The following is a 17,890-nucleotide window of genomic DNA, read 5'->3' on the forward strand; positions in this document are numbered from 1 at the left end:
ATGCTCGAAATTACGCCCACCTGCAAATCAGGCCGCTTCGATCAGCGACTGATTCCCCAGCCACTCCAGCAGCGCCTGCGGCGACAGCGGGCGCGAGAACAGGAAGCCCTGCGCCAGCGGGCAGCCCAGCGAGCGCAGGATGTGCGCCTGGCGCTCGTCCTCGACCCCTTCCGCAATCACCGACAGGCCCAGGTTGCGGCCCAGCTGGATCACCATTTCGGCGATGCTGCTGCCGCGCGCCGATCCCGTGATCTCGGTAACGAAGGTGCGGTCGATCTTCAGGCGGTCCACCTGCAAGCGCTGCAGGTGGGATAGCGAGGAGAAGCCGGTGCCGAAGTCGTCGATCGCGATCGACACGCCGGTGCGTTTCACCTGCGCCAGCTTCTCGATCAGCAGCGCCGGTTCTTCCATCGCCATCGATTCGGTGATCTCCAGCTCGACGTATTCGGCCGGCGCGCCGGTGTCGTCCAGCGCGCGGCGCAGCATCTCGACGAACAGCGGGTGGCGGAACTGCACCTGCGAGACGTTCACCGACATCGTGAAGCGGTCGTGGCCGGCGGCGCGCAGGCGCACCAGTTCGGCCAGGGCCTGGCGCAGCACCCATTCGCCGATGTCGACGATCAGGCCCGAGTATTCGGCGATCGGGATGAAGCGGTCCGGTCCTATCAAGCGGCCGTCCTCGGTGCGCCAGCGCAGCAGCGCCTCGGCCCCGAAGGCGCGGTTGCTGGCCAGGTCGACCTGGGGCTGGTAAGCCAGGAACAGTTCGCCGCGCTGGAAGCCGCTGCGCAGCGCGTGCATCATGCGCACACGCTCGCGGATCTCGACCCCCATGCTTCGAGAGAAGTAGAAGTGTCCGGCGCGTTGCTGCGATTTCGCGCGCTTGAGGGCGATGTCCGCATCCTTCAATGCGTCGGCACCACTGCCGTCGTGTTCGACCAGGCGCACCAGGCCGATCGTGCTCGATACCTGCACGTCCTGGCCGTCGATGTGGAAGGGCACGCGGAACAGGGCCTGGATCGCGGCCGGCTGCACCGAGCCGGCGTCGCCCAGCACGCAGAAGATGTCGCCGCCGATGCGCGCCACTTCCAGGCGCGGATCGAGCCGGGTTTTCAGGCGCTTGCCGACGGCGACCAGCAGCAGGTCGCCAAAATGGTGGCCGAGCGCGTCGTTGGTTTCGGCGAAGTGGTCGAGATCGACCAGGGCCAGGGTGGCGCTGCTGCGTTTCGGGCTGGCCAGCAGGGCGTCGATCAGCTCGACCAGGCGGGTGCGGTTGGGCAGGCCGGTCAGCTGGTCGCGGAAGGCGGCCTGGTTCAGGTGCGTGACCAGCTCCACGTTGTCGAGGCCCACCGCGACGACGCTGGCGAACACGTCGAGCAGGCGCCGTTCGATGTCGCCGACCGCGCGTTCAAACGGAATGCAGGCGGCGAAATCGCGTCCTGCCTTGCCGGGGAAGTGCAGCGAGAGCCAGCCCTCGGCATGCACGCCGGCGCGCGCGCCGAGCGTGCGGCCGACCGCGGCGGCCAGCGCCGCGTGGCGCTGCGGACTCAGTTCGCGGCCTGCGAGTTCGCTCTGCTCTCCCGCCGCCGCCACCACCTGCAGCACGTCGGGGCGGCCCTGGCCGCTTTCGCGCACGCACAGTACGCCGCTGGGCTCCTGGCCGAGCAGGGTGGCGATCTGGCGCAGCACGCCCTGGGCCACGTCGCGCACGCCATGCAGCGACATCAGCTGCGCGCCGGCGGAGACGATGTGTTCGAGGCCGGCGCGGTTGGCGTCCAGCGCGCGCAGCTGCTGGTAGGAGCGCACCGCTGCCGCCACCGCGGTGTACAGCTTGGTGCGGGTGAGTTCGGACTTGGTGCGGTAATCGTTGATGTCGTAGCCGCGGATCGCCTCGAGTTCGGGCGCGTAGCCGGGCTGGCCGGTGCGCAGGATGATGCGCACCTCGATCATGCCCAGCTCTTCGCGGATCTGGCGCACCAGCTGCAGGCCGGCGTCGGGACGTTCCATCACCACGTCGAGCAGCACCACGGCGATGTCGGGGTGCTGGCGCAGCATCGCGTGCGCTTCCTGCGCCGTATAGGCATGCAGGAATTCCAGCGGGCGGCCCTGCATCTCGACGTTCTTCAGGGCGAAGGTGGTGGTCGAGTGGACGTCGGCGTCGTCGTCGACGACCAGGATGCGCCAGGCTGCCGTGGCGCCCGCAAGCGAGGGCGCGTCCGCCTCGTCGACAAAGACCAGGTCGTCTTGGCCGCTCCGGGCGTCCGTCAGTGAGCCATTGGGTGGCATCGGGGCAGACATGCGCTACTTCTCCAGTATGGCTGGGCTTTTGATGCATCCAGTATATATGCAATTGCCATTATGGAAGCCCCCAAACTGGCCAATTCAGCAAATATGTATCCATACGGCAACTGTTTCGGTCGTAAAGCGACATCGAGGCGGGCTCCCGCCTTGTCGTCGTGAGGCTGGTAGAATGACAAACCCACTACTTTGATACCGACCCACCATGTCCGGCAACTCCTTTGGCAAGCTGTTCTCCGTCACCACTTTCGGCGAGTCCCATGGCCCGGCCATCGGCTGCGTCATCGACGGCTGTCCGCCCGGCATGGCCTTGTCCGAAGCCGACATCCAGCCCGAGTTGGATCGCCGCAAGCCCGGCACTTCGCGCCACGTGACGCAGCGCCAGGAAGCGGACCGGGTGCAGATCCTGTCGGGCGTGTACCAGGGCGTCACCACCGGCACCCCGATCGCCCTGCTGATCCAGAATGAGGACCAGCGCAGCAAGGACTACGGCAACATCACCGAAACTTTCCGTCCCGGCCATGCCGACTACACCTACTGGCACAAGTACGGTGTGCGCGACCCGCGCGGCGGCGGCCGCTCGTCGGCGCGCCTGACGGCGCCGGTGGTGGGCGCCGGTGCGGTCGCCAGGAAGTGGCTGCGCGAGACCTATGGCACCGAGTTCTTCGGGTGCATGCGCCAGCTGGGCGACATCGACGTCCCGTTCCAGTCCTTCGAGCACGTGCATGCGAATCCCTTCTTTGCGGCGAGCGCCGATGCTGATCTGTTGGCGCGGATGGAAGCGGCGATGGACGAATTGCGCCGCGCCGGCGATTCGATCGGCGCGCGCATCGACGTGGTGGCGCGCGGCGTGCCTGTGGGCTGGGGCCAGCCGATTTACGACAAGCTGGACGCCGACATCGCCTATGCGATGATGGGGATTAATGCGGTCAAGGGCGTCGAGATCGGCGCCGGCTTCGCCTCGGTGGCGCAGAAGGGTTCGGAGCACGGCGACGAACTGACGCCGGACGGTTTTGTCGGGAACAACGCGGGCGGTGTGCTGGGCGGGATCTCGACCGGGCAGGACATCACGGTGTCGATAGCGATCAAGCCGACGTCATCGATCCGCACGCCGCGCCGTTCGATCGACAAGGACGGAAATCCGGTGATGGTCGAGACCTTCGGCCGCCATGATCCCTGCGTGGGGATCCGGGCGACGCCGATCGCGGAAGCGATGCTGGCCCTGGTGCTGATCGACCACGCGCTGATGCATCGGGCGCAGTGCGGGGATGTGAAGGTAGGAACCCCGAAGCTGGGATAATTCAGCTCAGTATCCACCGTCATCCCGGCGAAGGCCGGGATCCAATTCCTATGCCCAGTGACGGCGCTTCGCGGATGCGTCTGCAACTACGGAACGAAATTGGGTTCCGGCCTTCGCCGGAACGACAGCTTAACGGTTAATGATGTAAGGACGGGCAGGCGTAACGCTCACACCCGCGTCGCCACCGCCTCCGGCTGGTGCCTTCTCTCCACCGTCCTCACCACCAGCCCGCGCAGGTCGTTCAGCAGCGAGAACTCGGTCTGGCTCAGCACAATCGACGGGAAGCTGTCGTCCCATTCGCCGTAGATGAAACCGGCCGGCTGGCCGTGCGCGCACAGCGGGATCACGACGAAGCAGCGCGCTTCGCTCAGCGTGCCTTTCCACCAGCCCGGCAGCTTGGCCGCGAACTTGGGGTCGCGGGCATTCTCTATAAAGATGACGCGGTCGCTCCCCAGCGCGGCATGGAACACGTTCGGCTCGTAGCTGTCGTCGAACACCAGGTTCGGCAGCAGGGCCTTGCTGCCTTCGCCGAGGCCCAGGCGCGCGGCGTATTTGCCGTCGCGGCGGTTGCGCAGGAAGGCGAAGGAGCGCGTGAACGACAGGCCCTTGTGCATGGTCTCCAGCGCCATCGACATCATCTGGCCTGGCGACGCGTTCAGGCCGGCGTCGCGCATGTCGGCCACGCCGCTCATCAAGACCTTGTTGCCGGCCATGCGCTTGCGCGTGGCGGCGGCCAGCTTGGCGCGCTTCTCGGCCGGCTTGGCCAGCGGGGCGATGCTCAGGTCGGCGGCGGCGCTTGCGCGCGCCTTGTCGATCGCGCCCAGCAGGCCGGTCGGCTCCACGCCCAGCATCGGCGCGAAGCTCTCGGCCAGCGCCGCTACGCGCGCAGCGGCAGCGTCGTCGTCGTGCCAGAGCGCGTCGGCGGCCTGGGTCGACATGGTGCCGAGCGCGGCCAGCCAGTCGTCGTGGCCGAAGCCTTCCTGGCGTTCGGCGGGTTCGACGCGGCGCATGCCGGCGATCAGGTTGCGCGGCAGGCCCCAGTGTTCGGCGGTGGCGCGGCCGACCGCTTCCAGCGACAGTCCCAGCACCGCTTCGGCGGCGGCTTCCTCGCTGCCGGCGCCGGCGGCGTCGCGCAGGCGGTGCCAGTGTTCCGGCATGTAGAAGGTGACCATCATGCGGCCCAGCGAATGCAGGATCGAGCACACCACGGCTTCTTCCGGATCGCGCGACACGGCGCTGGCGGCCACCTGCTGGGCCACCATCCCGGCCAGCACGGCCTTCTCCATTTCGATGTGGGCGGTCTCGGTGTCGGGGGTGGACTTGGCCAGTTCTTCGATCAGCTTCAGGCCCAGCGCCAGGTGGCCGATGGCCTCGGTGCCGAGCACCAGCACGGCTTTCGAGACCGTGTTGATGCGCTGGCCGAAGGCCGAGTACATGCCGCTGTTGGCCAGGCGCAGGACCTTCTGCGTCAGCACAGGATCGGACAGCACGGTCTGGGTCATCGAGAATTCGCGCTCGTCTTCGCCGCGCATCGAGGCCAGGATCGCGTTGATGGCCTTGGTGAAGCCGGGCATGTCGCCCTGCCTGCGGATGCGTTCCCACAGCAGGGAGAGGGTGGCGTCGGCGCGCGGCGAACGTGGGGTGTCGCTTGAAGTCATCATGGTTTGCCCAGGTCGTGCGGCAGTAATTCGGTGTAAAGATTCTCGGTGAGCGCGGCCACGGCGACGTGGGCCGGCATCGGTTTGCCGGTCAGGTAGCCCTGCACGTAATGGCAACCCAGTTGGTCGAGCCAGGCCAGCTGCGCTTCGGTCTCGACGCCTTCGGCCACCACCGACAAATCGAGGTGCTTGGCCATCGCCAGCACGGCGTTGCAGATCGCCGCGTCCTTCTCGGCGCCCGGCAGGTCCTTCACGAACGCACGGTCGACCTTCAGCACCGAGATCGGGAAGCGCTTCAGGTAGGCCAGGCTGGAGTAACCGGTGCCGAAGTCGTCGATCGCGATGCGCGCGCCGCGTTCGGCCATCTTGGTCAGTACCGACTCGGCATGCGTCGGGTCAACCATCAGGGTGCCTTCCGTGATTTCGAGCACCAGCTTGCTGCCCGGTGTGCCGGACAGCGCCAGCGCATCGTCCAGCACCGTCAGGAACTTGTCGCTCCTGAACTGGCGCGGACTGATGTTGACCGAGATGTAGAGTTCGCGTCCGGCCACTTCCTCGAACTGGCGGATCTGCATGCAGGCCGCTTTCAAGGCCCAGGCGCCCAGCAGGTTGATCAGGCCATTGGTCTCGGCGATCGGGATGAAGCGCACCGGCGGCACCATACCCAGGGTCGGGTGCTTCCAGCGCATCAGTGTCTCGAAGCCCTCGATGGTGCGGGTCCTGGCGTCGACGATCGGCTGGTAGTAGAGTTGGAACTCGCCTTCGCGTACCGCGTTGAACATTGCGGCTTCCAGCGAGATGTCGTGTTCGGGCGGGCCCTGGTCGCGCGGGCTGTAGGTGACGGTGCGCGCCTTGCCGGTCTCCTTGGCGCGCGACATCGCGGTGTCGGCCAGGGTCACCAGGCGCACCTCGTCTTCCGCGTGGTCGGGGTAAGTCGCAACGCCGATCGAGCCGGCCAGGTAAATGGTGTGGCCGCCGATCTCGAAGGGCGACTGCAGGGCCGCCATCAGGCGCCCCGTCACCAGCTTGATCTGGGCGTCGTTGGCGGAGCCGGGCAGCACCGCGACGAACTCGTCGCCGCCGACCCGCGCCAGGGTGTCGCTGTCGCGCAGGGTGCGGCGCAGGCGGCCTGCCGCCATGCGCAGCACGGCGTCGCCGATGGCGTGGCCGAGCCCGTCGTTGACCTTCTTGAAGCCGTCCAGGCCGATGGTGGCGACCGCGAAGCCCTGGCCGGAACGGCGCGCGTTGGCGATGACCATGCGGATGCGGTCCGACAGCAGCACCCGGTTCGGCAGCTCGGTGAGCGCGTCGTGGGTGGCCATGTGGCGCAGGCGTTCTTCGGTGGCGTGCTGGGCCGACATGTCGCGGCCGATGAGCAGGAGCGGGGCGTCGTCGCCGGTGGCGATCAGGCCGATGCGCAGTTCGAACCAGATGTCGCGGTCGCCGCAGCGGAAGCGCGCCTCGACCACCGCCGGGTCGCCGCTGGCGCCGGCGCTGACGAGGGCGTTGCGCAGGGCGGGCTGGTCAACGTCATGGACCAGCGACACCACCGCGCGGCCGCCGATTTCCACCCCGGTAAGCGTCAGGGCGCGGCGGCTCGCGGCGCGTACCTGGCCACCGAGGGTGACGCGCAGCACGATGTCGCCGGCCGCTTCGAGCAGACTGTCGAGCAGCGAGGGCGGCTGCTTGCGCGGCTCGAATTTGGCGGCGGTGGAACTGGTGTGCATTCTTAGATGTCTGCCTTCTTGTTGCTGGGACGCGCTGACAGGCCACGTGTAAACCATGCAAGTCTACCAAACCGAAGCTGACTGTAGCATTGAAAGATTCTGAAAGGCATTAAAAATCACAAAGACGGTGGGGGTTAAAACAGTCTTTGCGCTGCCTGGGCAGCTTGCGCCGATCCGACCTTTGCGTTAGCGTCTTGTTGCCTCGACAAGCAGGGATGCTCTGGTATTGTCGCCGATTCCATCTAGTAATCAAATTCCCAGCGGCATATTCGCCGTCGAATGCCGTCAGAATGATGCTTGAATGCAACACTGCACCCTGAGAGAATGCCGATGAACCCGTTCGAGACCCATGAAGTGCTGAACCAGGCCGCCCCGTTTGCGGACGTCAACCTGTTCCGATGCGACCCGGCCCTGCGCGAAGCGCTCGAGCGCGAGGGCGCCGGCTGGGCGGCTGCGCAGCTGGACGCGCTCGGCGCCGAACTCGGGCGGGCCGAAATCCTCGACCTGGCGCGCGTGGCGAACGCCCACGGCCCGCGCCTGGTGAGCTACGACCGCGCCGGCAACCGGGTCGACGAGGTCGAATTCCATCCCGCCTGGCACCAGATGATGTCGCTGCTGGTGGGGCATGGCGCTCACGCCGCGCCCTGGCGCGAACCGCGTCCCGGCGCCCAGGTGGCGCGCGCCGCCCAGTACCTGCTGTTCGGGCAGGTGGAAAACGGCGCGCAGTGCCCGGTGACGATGACCTTCGCCTCGGTGCCGGCGCTGCGGCGCGCGCCCGAACTCGCGGCGCAGTGGCTGCCCAAGATCCTCTCGAACGAGTACGACCCGCGCTCGCTGCCGGTGGCGCAGAAGCGCGGCGCCCTGGTCGGTATGGGCATGACGGAAAAGCAGGGCGGCAGCGACGTGCGCGCCAACACCACGCGCGCCGAGCCGATGCTGGGAGCAGACGGTGCCTGGCGCATCGTCGGCCACAAGTGGTTCTTCTCGGTGCCGCAGGCCGACGCCCACCTGATCCTGGCGCAAACGGACGAAGGCGGCAGCGCGGGCCTGAGCTGCTTCCTGGTGCCGCGTTTTCTGCCCGACGGCAGCCGCAACGCGATCCGCGTGCAGCGCCTGAAGGACAAACTGGGCAACCGCTCGAACGCCTCGTCCGAGGTCGAATTCCACGGCGCCCAGGGCTGGATGATCGGCGCGCCTGGGCGGGGCATCCCGACCATCCTCGAGATGGGCGGCTACACCCGGCTCGACTGCGTGCTGGGCAGCGCCGCCATCATGCGCGCCGCGCTGTGCCACGCGCTGCACCACGCGCGCGGGCGCAGCGCCTTCGGGCGCATGCTGAGCGAGCAGCCCTTGATGCAGAACGTGCTGGCCGATCTCGCGCTCGAATCCGAGGCCGCCACCGCCTTCGCCCTGCGCCTGGCGCGCTGCTTCGATGAAGGGGACGACCCGGCGCAGGCGCTGCTGGGCCGCATCCTGACCCCGGCCGGCAAGTACTGGATCTGCAAGCGCGGCCCGGCCTTCGGGGCCGAGGCGATGGAAGTCATGGGCGGCAACGGCTATGTGGAGGACGGTCCGCTGGCGCGCCTGTACCGAGAATTCCCCGTGAATTCGATCTGGGAAGGCTCCGGCAACGTCATGTGCCTGGACGTGCTGCGCGCGCTCGGCAAGTCGCTCCCCGAGGCGCGGGCGGCGCTGGGCGCCGAGTTCGAACCGGCGCTTGCGCTGGATGCGCGCTTTGCGGCCTACGCCGGCCAGCTGCTGGAAGACTTGCCGGCGGCCGCGCAGGACGAGGGCGGTGCGCGGCGCCTGGCCGAGCGCCTGGTGCTGGCGGTGCAGGCCGCGCTGCTGCTGCGCCATGCGCCGGCCTACGTGTCGGACGCTTTCGTGGCGTCGCGCATCGCGCGCGAACCGGGCGGCGCTTTCGGGCGCCTGCCAGCTGCGAGCGACTGCGCAGCGATCCTGGAACGCGCCCTGCAGGGGTAAAAATCGCACCTGCGTGCGATTTCTTGTCGAAATGTGCAGAAAAAAAGGACAAATGGGCGCGCGGCTGGGATAATGCCGGTCTACGCTTCACACCAGACTCGTTCGATACCGACCATGAAACAAGATCCGCGCTTTCCCAACCTCTTCATCCTGAACCACCCGCTCATCCAGCACAAGCTGTCGCACATGCGCGAGCACGACACCTCGACGCGCACCTTCCGCGAGCTGCTGCGGGAAATCACGCTCTTGATGGGGTACGAGATCACGCGCGACCTGCCGCTGACCACCCGCACCGTCCAGACGCCCCTGATGACCATCGAAGCCCCGGTCATCGCCGGCAAGAAGCTGGCGATCGTGCCGATCCTGCGCGCCGGCATCGGCATGAGCGACGGCCTGCTGGAACTGGTGCCGTCGGCACGCGTCGGCCACATCGGCGTGTTCCGCGATCCGGACACCCACGAGCCGGTGGAGTACCTGGTGCGCCTGCCGGACACCAACGAACGCACCTTCATCCTGTGCGATCCGATGGTCGCCACCGGCAATTCGGCGGTGCACGCCGTCGACGTGCTCAAGAAGCGCGGCGTGCCGAGCGACCAGATCCTGTTCCTGGCCCTGGTGGCGGCGCCGGAAGGCATCGAGGTGTTCCAGAAGTCGCACCCGGACGTGAAGGTCTACGTCGCGTCGCTCGACTCGCACCTGAACGACGACGCCTACATCGTGCCGGGCCTGGGCGATGCGGGCGACCGCATCTTCGGCACCAAGTAAGCCGACAAGGGGAGGGGAAACCATGCACGGGGCGGACCAGCAGTTCTTCTCGCGCCTGGCTTCGGCGAGCGCCAGCTTCGACCGCGGCCTGCCGGCGACCCTTGAGCGCCTGGCGACGCTGGGCACCCAGCTCGATCCCCTGGTGCCCACCGCCACCGCGGAAGAATTGCAGGCGATGCTGCACACGATGGCCGGCTCCGCCGTCACCTTCGGTTACCGCGGCCTCGGCCAGCATGCCCGTGCGCTCGAACAGCGCCTGCGCGTGCTGACCACCTTCGAATCCGTGGCCGCCACCGACTGGGCGGCCTGGGTCGCGGAACTGCTTCAGTTCGTGGAAGCGGCGCGGCGCGATCCGCGCGGCCTGGCTTGAAACTGGTAGACGCGGCCGCTTAACCCGCATTTGCCGCGGAGATAATGATCATCCGCAATAAGTCACTGCTGAATCGTTTGATCCCGCGCAAATTTCCGCCCACTCGTTAGCCTATATTTTGTCCTGTGCCGATTCAAAAACGCCGCCATAAAAGTTGAACACAGGAATTTTTATGGGAAATGTTGCGGACACGGGCATTTTTATTTTGCGAAGTACGTGTTCCACCGTTTTTATTCGGTATAATGTGGGATCGTTGGGTTGTAGGTAGTAGTGCAGTCTGTCTGTCATTCCTTTCTTGCTTCTTCAAACGATCTTAAACGGGCGTAAGCCCAACTTAACTGAAATAGGAAATTGTAATGGCAACTGGCATCGTTAAATGGTTCAATGACTCGAAGGGTTTCGGCTTCATCACCCCTGATGAAGGCGGCGAAGATCTGTTCGCTCACTTCTCGGCTATCCAGACCAACGGCTTCAAATCGCTGCAAGAGAATCAGCGCGTTTCGTTCGACGTGACCACTGGCCCGAAGGGCAAGCAGGCCGCGAACATCCAGCCGATCTAATCGCTCTCCAGCGATAGCAAAAATCCCCGGATCGCCGGGGATTTTTTTTGCCCATTCGTTTTACGTCCTCAAATCCGCCAATATTCCGGCTGCGCATAGCTTCGGCGCAGAAAATCGACAAAGGCGCGGATGCGTAAGGGCAAGTGCTGGCGTTGCGCGAAGACGGCGTAAATGTCGTTTCCCGGCGCCGCGAATTCATCCAGCACCGTGCACAATTCTCCGGCCGCGATCTGGGCGCCGACTTCCCACATCGAGCGCCAGGCCAGGCCCTTGCCGGCCAGCGCCCAGGCGTGCAGCACGGCGCCGTCATTGCACTCCATGTTACCGCCCACCTTCAAGGTCACCGGCTTGCCCTTGTCGAGAAAGGTCCAGCCGCGCTGGCTGCCTTCGCTGCTGATCGCCAGGCAGTTGTGTTTCGCCAGGTCGGCCAGCACGCGCGGCCTGCCGTGGCGCTTGAGGTAGGCGGGCGTGCCCACCACCACGCGGTGGTTATCGGCCAGCTTGGTGCCGACCAGGTTCGAATCGTTCAGGCTGGCGATGCGGATCGCCACATCGACGCCTTCGGCGACGACGTCGACCAGGCGGTCGGTGAGGTTCAGGTTGACCGTCACGTCGCGGTGCTCGGCCAAAAAAGAGGGCAGCAGGGTTGCCACGTGCTGGCGTCCGAATCCGGCCGGGGCCGACACGAACAGATGGCCGCTGGCATGCGCGCTGCGCTCGGCGGCGGCGGCCTCGGCCTCCTCGAGTTCGCTCAGGATGCGCTGGCAGTTTTCCAAAAAGGCGGCGCCTTCGTCGGTGAGCGCCAGGCGGCGCGTGGTGCGCTGAAGCAGCTTGACGCCGAGCCGCGCCTCCAGCGCATCGAGGCGCCGGCCGATCATCGCTGGGGCAATGCCTTCGGCCCGCGCCGCCGCCGACAGGCTGCCGCGCGCCACCACTTCCACGAAGGTGGAAATCTGCCTGAATTTGTCCATTCGGTCCCTCGGATTTGATACAAAAACGCACAGATGTAGTGCGTAAATGTATCGTTTAGCTATCTTGAAGTGAATATACTTGATGCTATGACAAACGCCAAGGCGCCATGCGCCGGGCGCGCACCGGTTTCCCACTTACAGGAGTACGCAATGACCATCGCCACCCCCGCCGGCATGCAGATCACGGCCACCATCCAGCCCGCTTACGAACAGATCCTCACCCCTGAGGCGCTCGAGCTCGTCGCGAAGCTGTCGCGCGCCTTCGAGCCGCGCCGCCAGGAGTTATTGGCGGCCCGCGCCGAGCGTGCGCGCCGCCTCGACGCCGGCGAGCGTCCCGACTTCCTGCCTGAGACCGCCCACATCCGCGACGGCGACTGGAAGATCGCGCCGATCCCCCAGGCCCTGGAATGCCGCCGGGTCGAAATCACCGGTCCGGTCGAGCGCAAGATGGTCATCAACGCGCTGAACTCGGGCGCGGACAGCTACATGACCGACTTCGAGGATTCGAACACCCCGAACTGGGACAACCAGATCACCGGCCAGATCAACATGCGCGACGCCGTGCGCCGCACCATTTCGCTGGAGCAGAACGGCAAGACCTATCAGCTGAACGACAAGGTCGCGACCCTGGTCGTGCGTCCGCGCGGCTGGCACCTCGACGAGAAGCATGTACTGGTGGACGGCAAGCGCGTCTCCGGCGGCATCTTCGATTTCGCCCTGTTCATGTTCCACAACGCCAAGGAGCAGCTGGCGCGCGGCGCCGGTCCCTACTTCTACCTGCCGAAGATGGAATCGCACCTGGAAGCGCGCCTGTGGAACGACATCTTCATCATGACCCAGGAAGCGCTCGGCCTGCCGCGCGGCACCATCAAGGCGACCGTGCTGATCGAAACCATCCTGGCGGCCTTCGAGATGGACGAGATCCTGTACGAACTGCGCGAGCACAGCGCCGGCCTGAACGCCGGCCGCTGGGACTACATCTTCTCGTGCATCAAGAAGTTCAAGCTGGACAAGGATTTCTGCCTGGCCGACCGCGCCAAGGTCACCATGACCGCGCCCTTCATGCGCGCCTATGCGCTGCTGCTGCTCAAAACCTGCCACAAGCGCGGCGCACCGGCGATCGGCGGCATGTCGGCGCTGATCCCGATCAAGAACGACCCGGCCAAGAACGACGTCGCGATGGGCGGCGTGCGCAACGACAAGGCGCGCGATGCGACCGATGGCTACGACGGCGGCTGGGTGGCGCACCCGGGCCTGGTCGAGCTGGCGATGACGGAGTTCGTGAAGGTGCTGGGCGACAAGCCGAACCAGATCGAGAAGCAGCGTCCCGACATCAAGGTGACGGCTGCGGAACTGCTCGACTTCAAGCCGGAGACCCCGATCACCGAGGACGGCCTGCGCTACAACATCAACGTCGGCATCCACTACCTGGGCGCCTGGCTGGCCGGCAATGGCTGTGTGCCGATCCACAACCTGATGGAAGACGCCGCGACCGCGGAGATCAGCCGCTCGCAGGTGTGGCAGTGGATTCGCACGCCGAAGGGCGTGCTGGAAGATGGCCGCAAGGTGACTGCCGAGATGGTGCGCGCGATGATCCCGGAAGAACTGGCCAAGGTGAAGGCGGTGGCCGCGAACGGCGACAATCCGAGCTATGCGCGCGCGGCCGAGATCTTCGAGCAGATGTCGACCTCGGATACCTTCGCGGAGTTCCTGACCCTGCCGCTGTACGAAGAGATCTGATGTGCATCGCGTGGGCGGCAATGCCGCCCACGTTTCAAAACACGTTCTTCCACTCGCGCAGCGCCGCGAACGCGTCGACTGGCGATGCGCCGGACTTCAACCGTCCCGCATCCACCAGGCTCTTCACGATCCCGGGCTCCGTATATCGCAGGAAGGGATTCGTCCCACGCTCCAGGCCGATGGTCGACGGCACCGTCGGCAAGCGCGTCCCGCGCTTGGCCGTCGCGTCGCGCATGCGCAGCGCCACTCCATGGTTGTCGGGCTCGACCGCCTGCGCAAAACGCAGGTTCGACACTGTGTATTCGTGCGCGCAATACACCAGCGTATCGTCCGGCAGCGCCGCCAGCTTGGCGAGCGAGTCCGCCATCTGCGCCGGCGTGCCTTCGAACAGGCGGCCGCAGCCGCCGGCGAACAGGGTATCCCCGCAGAACAGCCAGTGCGCGCCCGGCGTGCGCCGCACGTAGGCGATATGCCCCAGCGTATGGCCCGGCACGTCGAGCACCTCGAGCTCCAGCGCCAGCCCCGGCACAGTGATGCGCTCGCCTTCACCCAGCGCCTGCGTGATGCCTTCGATTCCGTCATAGCGGGGCCCGAAAACCGGCACCTGGGTGTGCGCCAGCAGGCTTGGTACGCCACCAATGTGGTCAGCATGGTGATGGGTGAGTAAAATGGCAGTCAGGGTAAGACCGTGCTGGGACAGCGCGTCGCGGATGGGACCGGCATCGCCCGGATCGACCACCGCCGCATGCTGACCATCATGGATCACCCACAGGTAATTGTCGTTAAAGGCGGGAACGGTCAGGACTGACAGTTCACTGTTCTGTTGGTTCGGCATGGTGCGTGGTCAAATGAATGAAGGCTCAAGGGGTGGCATGGACAGCGCGGCATCGGAAAAATCCATTATAGCGCTCGACCGCTGGCTGCAATCGCCGGCGGGCGCCTACGTGCGCGCCTTCGAGCAGGCCTGCCTCGACGAGCTGACGGCGGACATCTTCGGCTTCAACGCGCTGCAGATCGGCGTGCCGCAACTCGATGCGCTGGCGGCCAGCCGCATGCCCAACAAGTGGCAGGCGGCCACCCGCACCTCGACCGACGACGAGCTCGCCTTCGCGGCGAGCGGCAGGCAGATCGCGGTGGCGCTCGACTTCGCCGAGCTGCCCTTCGCTTCGCACAGCATCGACCTGGTGGTGCTGCCGCACGTGCTCGAGTTCGCGGCCGAGCCGCATCAGGTGCTGCGCGAAGTCGAGCGCGTGCTGATTCCGGAAGGGCAGGTGATCATCTGCGGCTTCAATCCGGCCAGCCTGTGGGGCATGCGCCAGGGCGTGGGCAAGGTGACGCGCAACGGCTATCTGCCGGCTTCCGGCGAGTTCATCTCTATGCCGCGCCTGAAGGACTGGTTAAAATTGCTGAATCTCGGCGTCAGCCGCAGCCACTTCGGCTGCTACGCGCCGCCGTGCCGGACAGCCCATTGGCTGAGCCGGTTCTCGATGATGGAGTCGGCCGGCCGGCGCTGGTGGCCCTACCTGGGCGCCGTGTACGTGGTCCACGCCATCAAGCGGGTCAAGGGCATGCACATCATCGGACCTGCATGGAACAAGAAAACGAGCAAACGGCCGGCGGCAGTGCCGGCGGCGAATAGAGAATGAGCGATCCAAAAGCAAACAGCAGCAACGCTTCGACGAAAGTCGAAATATTCACCGACGGCGCCTGCAAGGGCAACCCCGGCACCGGCGGCTGGGGCGCGCTGCTGGTGTCGGGTGGCCACGAAAAGGAAATCTTCGGTGGCGAACCGAACACCACCAACAATCGCATGGAGCTGCGCGCCGTGATCGAAGCGCTGGGCGTGCTGAACCGGCCTTGCGAGGTCGTGCTGCACACCGACAGCCAGTACGTGCAAAAGGGGATCTCGGAATGGATCCACGGCTGGAAGGCGCGCGGCTGGAAGACCTCGACCAAGGAGCCGGTCAAGAACGACGACCTGTGGAAGGCGCTCGACCTGGCGCAGCAGCAGCACGCGGTCGAGTGGCGCTGGGTGCGCGGCCACAACGGCCATCCGGGCAATGAGCGGGCCGACGTGCTGGCCAACCGCGGCGCGGCATCGGTGCGTCGTTAATCGTCGACAGGGCGGTCCGGCAGCGGACCGCCTTTGCTATACTTCGGCTCGCTACAAACTCATCAGTAAGACTACGCCATGCGCCAGATTGTCCTCGATACCGAAACCACCGGCCTGAATCCCCGCACGGGCGACCGCATCATCGAGGTCGGCTGCGTCGAGATCTTCAACCGCAAGCTGACCGGGAATAATTTTCACCGCTATATCAACCCGGAACGCGACTCGGACGAAGCGGCGCTGGCGGTGCACGGCCTGACCACCGAGTTCCTGAGCGACAAACCGAAGTTCCACGAGATTGTCGAGGAACTGCGCGCATTCGTGCAGGGCGCCGAAGTCATCATCCACAACGCGCCCTTCGACCTGGGCTTCCTGAACCACGAATTCCAGCGCCTCGGCCTGCCGCCGTTCACCACCCACTGCAGCGGCGTGATCGACACTCTGGTGCATGCCAAGGAACTCCATCCTGGCAAGCGCAATTCGCTGGACGCGCTGTGCGACCGCTACGAAATCTCCAACGCCCACCGCAAGCTGCACGGCGCGCTGCTGGACTCGGAACTGCTGGCCGACGTGTACCTGGCGATGACCCGTGGCCAGAACTCGCTGACCATGGACGTGGCGGTGGAAGCGAGCGCCGGCGGTGAACTGGTCGATGCCGGTCCGCTGGGCGAGATCATCGTGCTGGCTGCAAGCGGCGACGAGCTCGCTGCACATGCGGAAGTGCTGGCCGGACTCGACAAGAATGTGAAAGGCAGCTGCGTCTGGCGGAATTATTCGCCGGCAGGGGTGACGGCAGAGTGATCCTGTGGCATAATATGCCTCGCTTCGGGAGGTTAGCTCAGGGGTAGAGCACTGCATTCACACTGCAGGGGTCGCAAGTTCGAAACTTGCACTTCCCACCAGATTCGAAAAGAACGCTGTCCGCGCAAGTGGGCAGCGTTTTTTTTCATCGCTGCGTCACGGTCCATTGGAGGTCGGGCGTGATGGTCCATGCATACAAGGTCTTGTCGCGTATGCGGACGATCTGCTCGGGCGGCCACTGTGCGGCCGGCGCCGCAACCCAGGTCGTAGACCACGTCGCTGCGCTTGACCCGGCCCAGCGCCAGCATGCGCCGCTTGGGCAATGGGATCGCAGCTTCGCTCATGGGTGTCCCGTTCAATGAAACACTCCAAACCAGCTTGTCATTGCGGTTTCATATTGATGAAACTCAAGGGATAGTGCATAATACGCGCACTCGGGAGGTTAGCTCAGGGGTAGAGCACTGCATTCACACTGCAGGGGTCGCAAGTTCGAAACTTGCACTTCCCACCAGAACAGAAAAAGGCCCGCAGCGACAAACGCTGCGGGCCTTTTGCATTGTGGGCGCCGTTCAGTGAGGTGCCTGGCCGGCGCGCAGCCAGCCGAACAGCACCGCCATCATGAACGGACCGACGAACAGGCCGATCACGCCCAGCGTCGATACGCCGCCCAGCAGTCCGAACAGCACCGCCAGGAAGGGCAGGTTGACCCGATGTCCGATCAGCTTCGGGCGGATGAACTTGTCGACCATGAACAGCTCCACCGCGCCCCAGGTGAACAGGCCCAGCGCCGCGCCGGCATTGCCCTGGCCCAGCAGCAGCAAGGACACCATGGTGAAGGACAGCGGCGCGCCGCCCGGGATCAGGGCCAGGTAACCGGTCAGCACACCCAGCAGGGCCGGGGCCGGGGCGCCGGCGATGTAGTAGGCCACGCCCAGCACCACGCCCTCGAGCAAGGCCACCGAGCACAGGCCGAGCGCAGTGCCGCGCACCGACAGCGGCAGGATGCGGCGCAGGTTGCCGTAATGCTCGGGCAGCACGCGCACTCCCGCGCCATCGACGTAGCGCACCACGGCCGGTCCGTGCAGGTAGAGGATGAACAGGGTCAGGAGCGTGAGGAACAGGTAGAGCGCATTGGCCAGGATCGCCGAACCCCAGAAGCGTGCGGCGCCGCCCAGCTGCGGCATGACGTCGCCCAGCGTGGTCTGGATCAGGGCATTCAGGCCGCCCGGCACCGCCAGGTGTTCGTTCCACCAAGCGATCACGCGTTCCGACACCACCGGCAGGCGCGCCAGCCATTCGGGCGCGGCGACGCCGACCTGGTTCAGTTCCGCCAGCAGGCGCTGCAGCCCGACCAGCTCGTTGCCGAGGGCCTTCAGGAGCAGCAGCGAGGGCCCGAAGAAGCCGACCACCAGCACGGCGAGCAGGACGCTGGCGCTGGCCAGGCGCGGCAGGCCGCGCGCCTGCAGGCGTTGATGGAGCGGCCAGGTGATGACTGCCAGCAGGCCGGCCCAGGCCAGCGAGCCGAGGAAGTGCTGCAGGAGCAGCGCCAGCGCGATCGCGAACAGCACCGGCAGCACGAGTGACGAATAACGCATCCTGGCCCGAATCCC

At 65.9% G+C, this 17,890-nt stretch carries 15 protein-coding genes and 2 tRNA genes; 11 read left to right on the plus strand and 6 right to left on the minus strand.

The window, feature by feature from the left end; translation table 11 throughout:
* Positions 1-27: 27 nt before the first annotated feature.
* Entirely contained in the window at positions 28-2,295 is a 2,268-nt protein-coding gene (locus GV068_RS08115) for an EAL domain-containing protein (protein ID WP_159696846.1), read from the minus strand.
* A gap of 205 nt (positions 2,296-2,500) precedes the next feature.
* On the opposite strand from GV068_RS08115, the gene aroC reads away from it, so the two are divergent.
* On the plus strand, positions 2,501-3,595 hold the full coding sequence (gene aroC / locus GV068_RS08120) for a chorismate synthase (protein WP_159696847.1): 1,095 nt from the start codon (positions 2,501-2,503) through the stop codon (positions 3,593-3,595).
* Between the two features lie 167 nt (positions 3,596-3,762).
* Here aroC and GV068_RS08125 read toward each other — a convergent pair whose 3' ends face one another.
* The gene (locus GV068_RS08125; RefSeq protein ID WP_373888435.1) at positions 3,763-5,253 is read right to left on the minus strand and encodes an HDOD domain-containing protein; all 1,491 of its coding nucleotides are present in this window, start codon (positions 5,251-5,253) and stop codon (positions 3,763-3,765) included.
* Positions 5,253-6,980, minus strand: a complete 1,728-nt coding sequence (locus tag GV068_RS08130) for a bifunctional diguanylate cyclase/phosphodiesterase (RefSeq protein ID WP_159696848.1) — start codon at positions 6,978-6,980, stop codon at positions 5,253-5,255. Before GV068_RS08130 ends, GV068_RS08125 begins: the two co-directional genes overlap by 1 nt.
* Before the next feature lie 330 nt (positions 6,981-7,310).
* On the opposite strand from GV068_RS08130, the gene GV068_RS08135 reads away from it, so the two are divergent.
* The 4 genes from GV068_RS08135 (at position 7,311) to GV068_RS08150 (ending at position 10,658) form a co-directional block, all read left to right on the plus strand.
* Positions 7,311-8,963 (plus strand): isovaleryl-CoA dehydrogenase, encoded by a 1,653-nt coding sequence (locus GV068_RS08135; RefSeq protein ID WP_159696849.1) that lies wholly within the window; start codon positions 7,311-7,313, stop codon positions 8,961-8,963.
* 114 nt (positions 8,964-9,077) lie between these two features.
* Positions 9,078-9,728: a uracil phosphoribosyltransferase gene (gene upp, locus GV068_RS08140; protein WP_159696850.1), complete on the plus strand. Its 651-nt coding sequence runs from the start codon at positions 9,078-9,080 to the stop codon at positions 9,726-9,728.
* Positions 9,729-9,750: 22 nt separating this feature from the next.
* Positions 9,751-10,098 carry an Hpt domain-containing protein gene (locus tag GV068_RS08145; RefSeq protein ID WP_159696851.1) on the plus strand — a complete coding sequence of 116 codons (348 nt, stop codon included), beginning with the start codon at positions 9,751-9,753 and terminating at the stop codon, positions 10,096-10,098.
* Positions 10,099-10,454: 356 nt separating this feature from the next.
* Positions 10,455-10,658 (plus strand): cold-shock protein, encoded by a 204-nt coding sequence (locus GV068_RS08150; RefSeq protein WP_159696852.1) that lies wholly within the window; start codon positions 10,455-10,457, stop codon positions 10,656-10,658.
* Between the two features lie 68 nt (positions 10,659-10,726).
* Here the strand turns inward: GV068_RS08150 and GV068_RS08155 are convergent, their stop codons facing one another.
* Positions 10,727-11,629 carry a LysR family transcriptional regulator gene (locus GV068_RS08155; protein WP_159696853.1) on the minus strand — a complete coding sequence of 301 codons (903 nt, stop codon included), beginning with the start codon at positions 11,627-11,629 and terminating at the stop codon, positions 10,727-10,729.
* A gap of 150 nt (positions 11,630-11,779) precedes the next feature.
* Between GV068_RS08155 and aceB the strand changes: the two genes are divergently transcribed.
* Positions 11,780-13,369, plus strand: coding sequence for a malate synthase A (aceB, locus tag GV068_RS08160; protein WP_159696854.1), 1,590 nt, complete (start codon positions 11,780-11,782; stop codon positions 13,367-13,369).
* 34 nt (positions 13,370-13,403) lie between these two features.
* Here aceB and gloB read toward each other — a convergent pair whose 3' ends face one another.
* Entirely contained in the window at positions 13,404-14,204 is an 801-nt protein-coding gene (gene gloB / locus GV068_RS08165; RefSeq protein ID WP_159696855.1) for a hydroxyacylglutathione hydrolase, read from the minus strand.
* Between the two features lie 37 nt (positions 14,205-14,241).
* Between gloB and GV068_RS08170 the strand changes: the two genes are divergently transcribed.
* The 5 genes from GV068_RS08170 (at position 14,242) to GV068_RS08190 (ending at position 16,791) form a co-directional block, all read left to right on the plus strand.
* Complete coding sequence (locus GV068_RS08170; RefSeq protein WP_159696856.1) at positions 14,242-15,015, plus strand: class I SAM-dependent methyltransferase; 774 nt, start codon at positions 14,242-14,244, stop codon at positions 15,013-15,015.
* Positions 15,012-15,482 (plus strand): ribonuclease HI, encoded by a 471-nt coding sequence (gene rnhA / locus GV068_RS08175; RefSeq protein ID WP_159696857.1) that lies wholly within the window; start codon positions 15,012-15,014, stop codon positions 15,480-15,482. Before GV068_RS08170 ends, rnhA begins: the two co-directional genes overlap by 4 nt.
* A 78-nt stretch (positions 15,483-15,560) precedes the next feature.
* Positions 15,561-16,280, plus strand: coding sequence for a DNA polymerase III subunit epsilon (gene dnaQ / locus GV068_RS08180; protein WP_159696858.1), 720 nt, complete (start codon positions 15,561-15,563; stop codon positions 16,278-16,280).
* Between the two features lie 26 nt (positions 16,281-16,306).
* Positions 16,307-16,381 (plus strand) — tRNA-Val (locus tag GV068_RS08185).
* 335 nt (positions 16,382-16,716) lie between these two features.
* Positions 16,717-16,791: transfer RNA gene (locus GV068_RS08190), tRNA-Val, on the plus strand.
* Between the two features lie 58 nt (positions 16,792-16,849).
* Here GV068_RS08190 and GV068_RS08195 read toward each other — a convergent pair.
* Positions 16,850-17,875: an AI-2E family transporter gene (locus GV068_RS08195; protein ID WP_159696859.1), complete on the minus strand. Its 1,026-nt coding sequence runs from the start codon at positions 17,873-17,875 to the stop codon at positions 16,850-16,852.
* Positions 17,876-17,890: the final 15 nt, after the last annotated feature.

It is taken from the genome of Massilia sp. 9I, assembly GCF_902506415.1.
Lineage (GTDB): Bacteria > Pseudomonadota > Gammaproteobacteria > Burkholderiales > Burkholderiaceae_D > Telluria.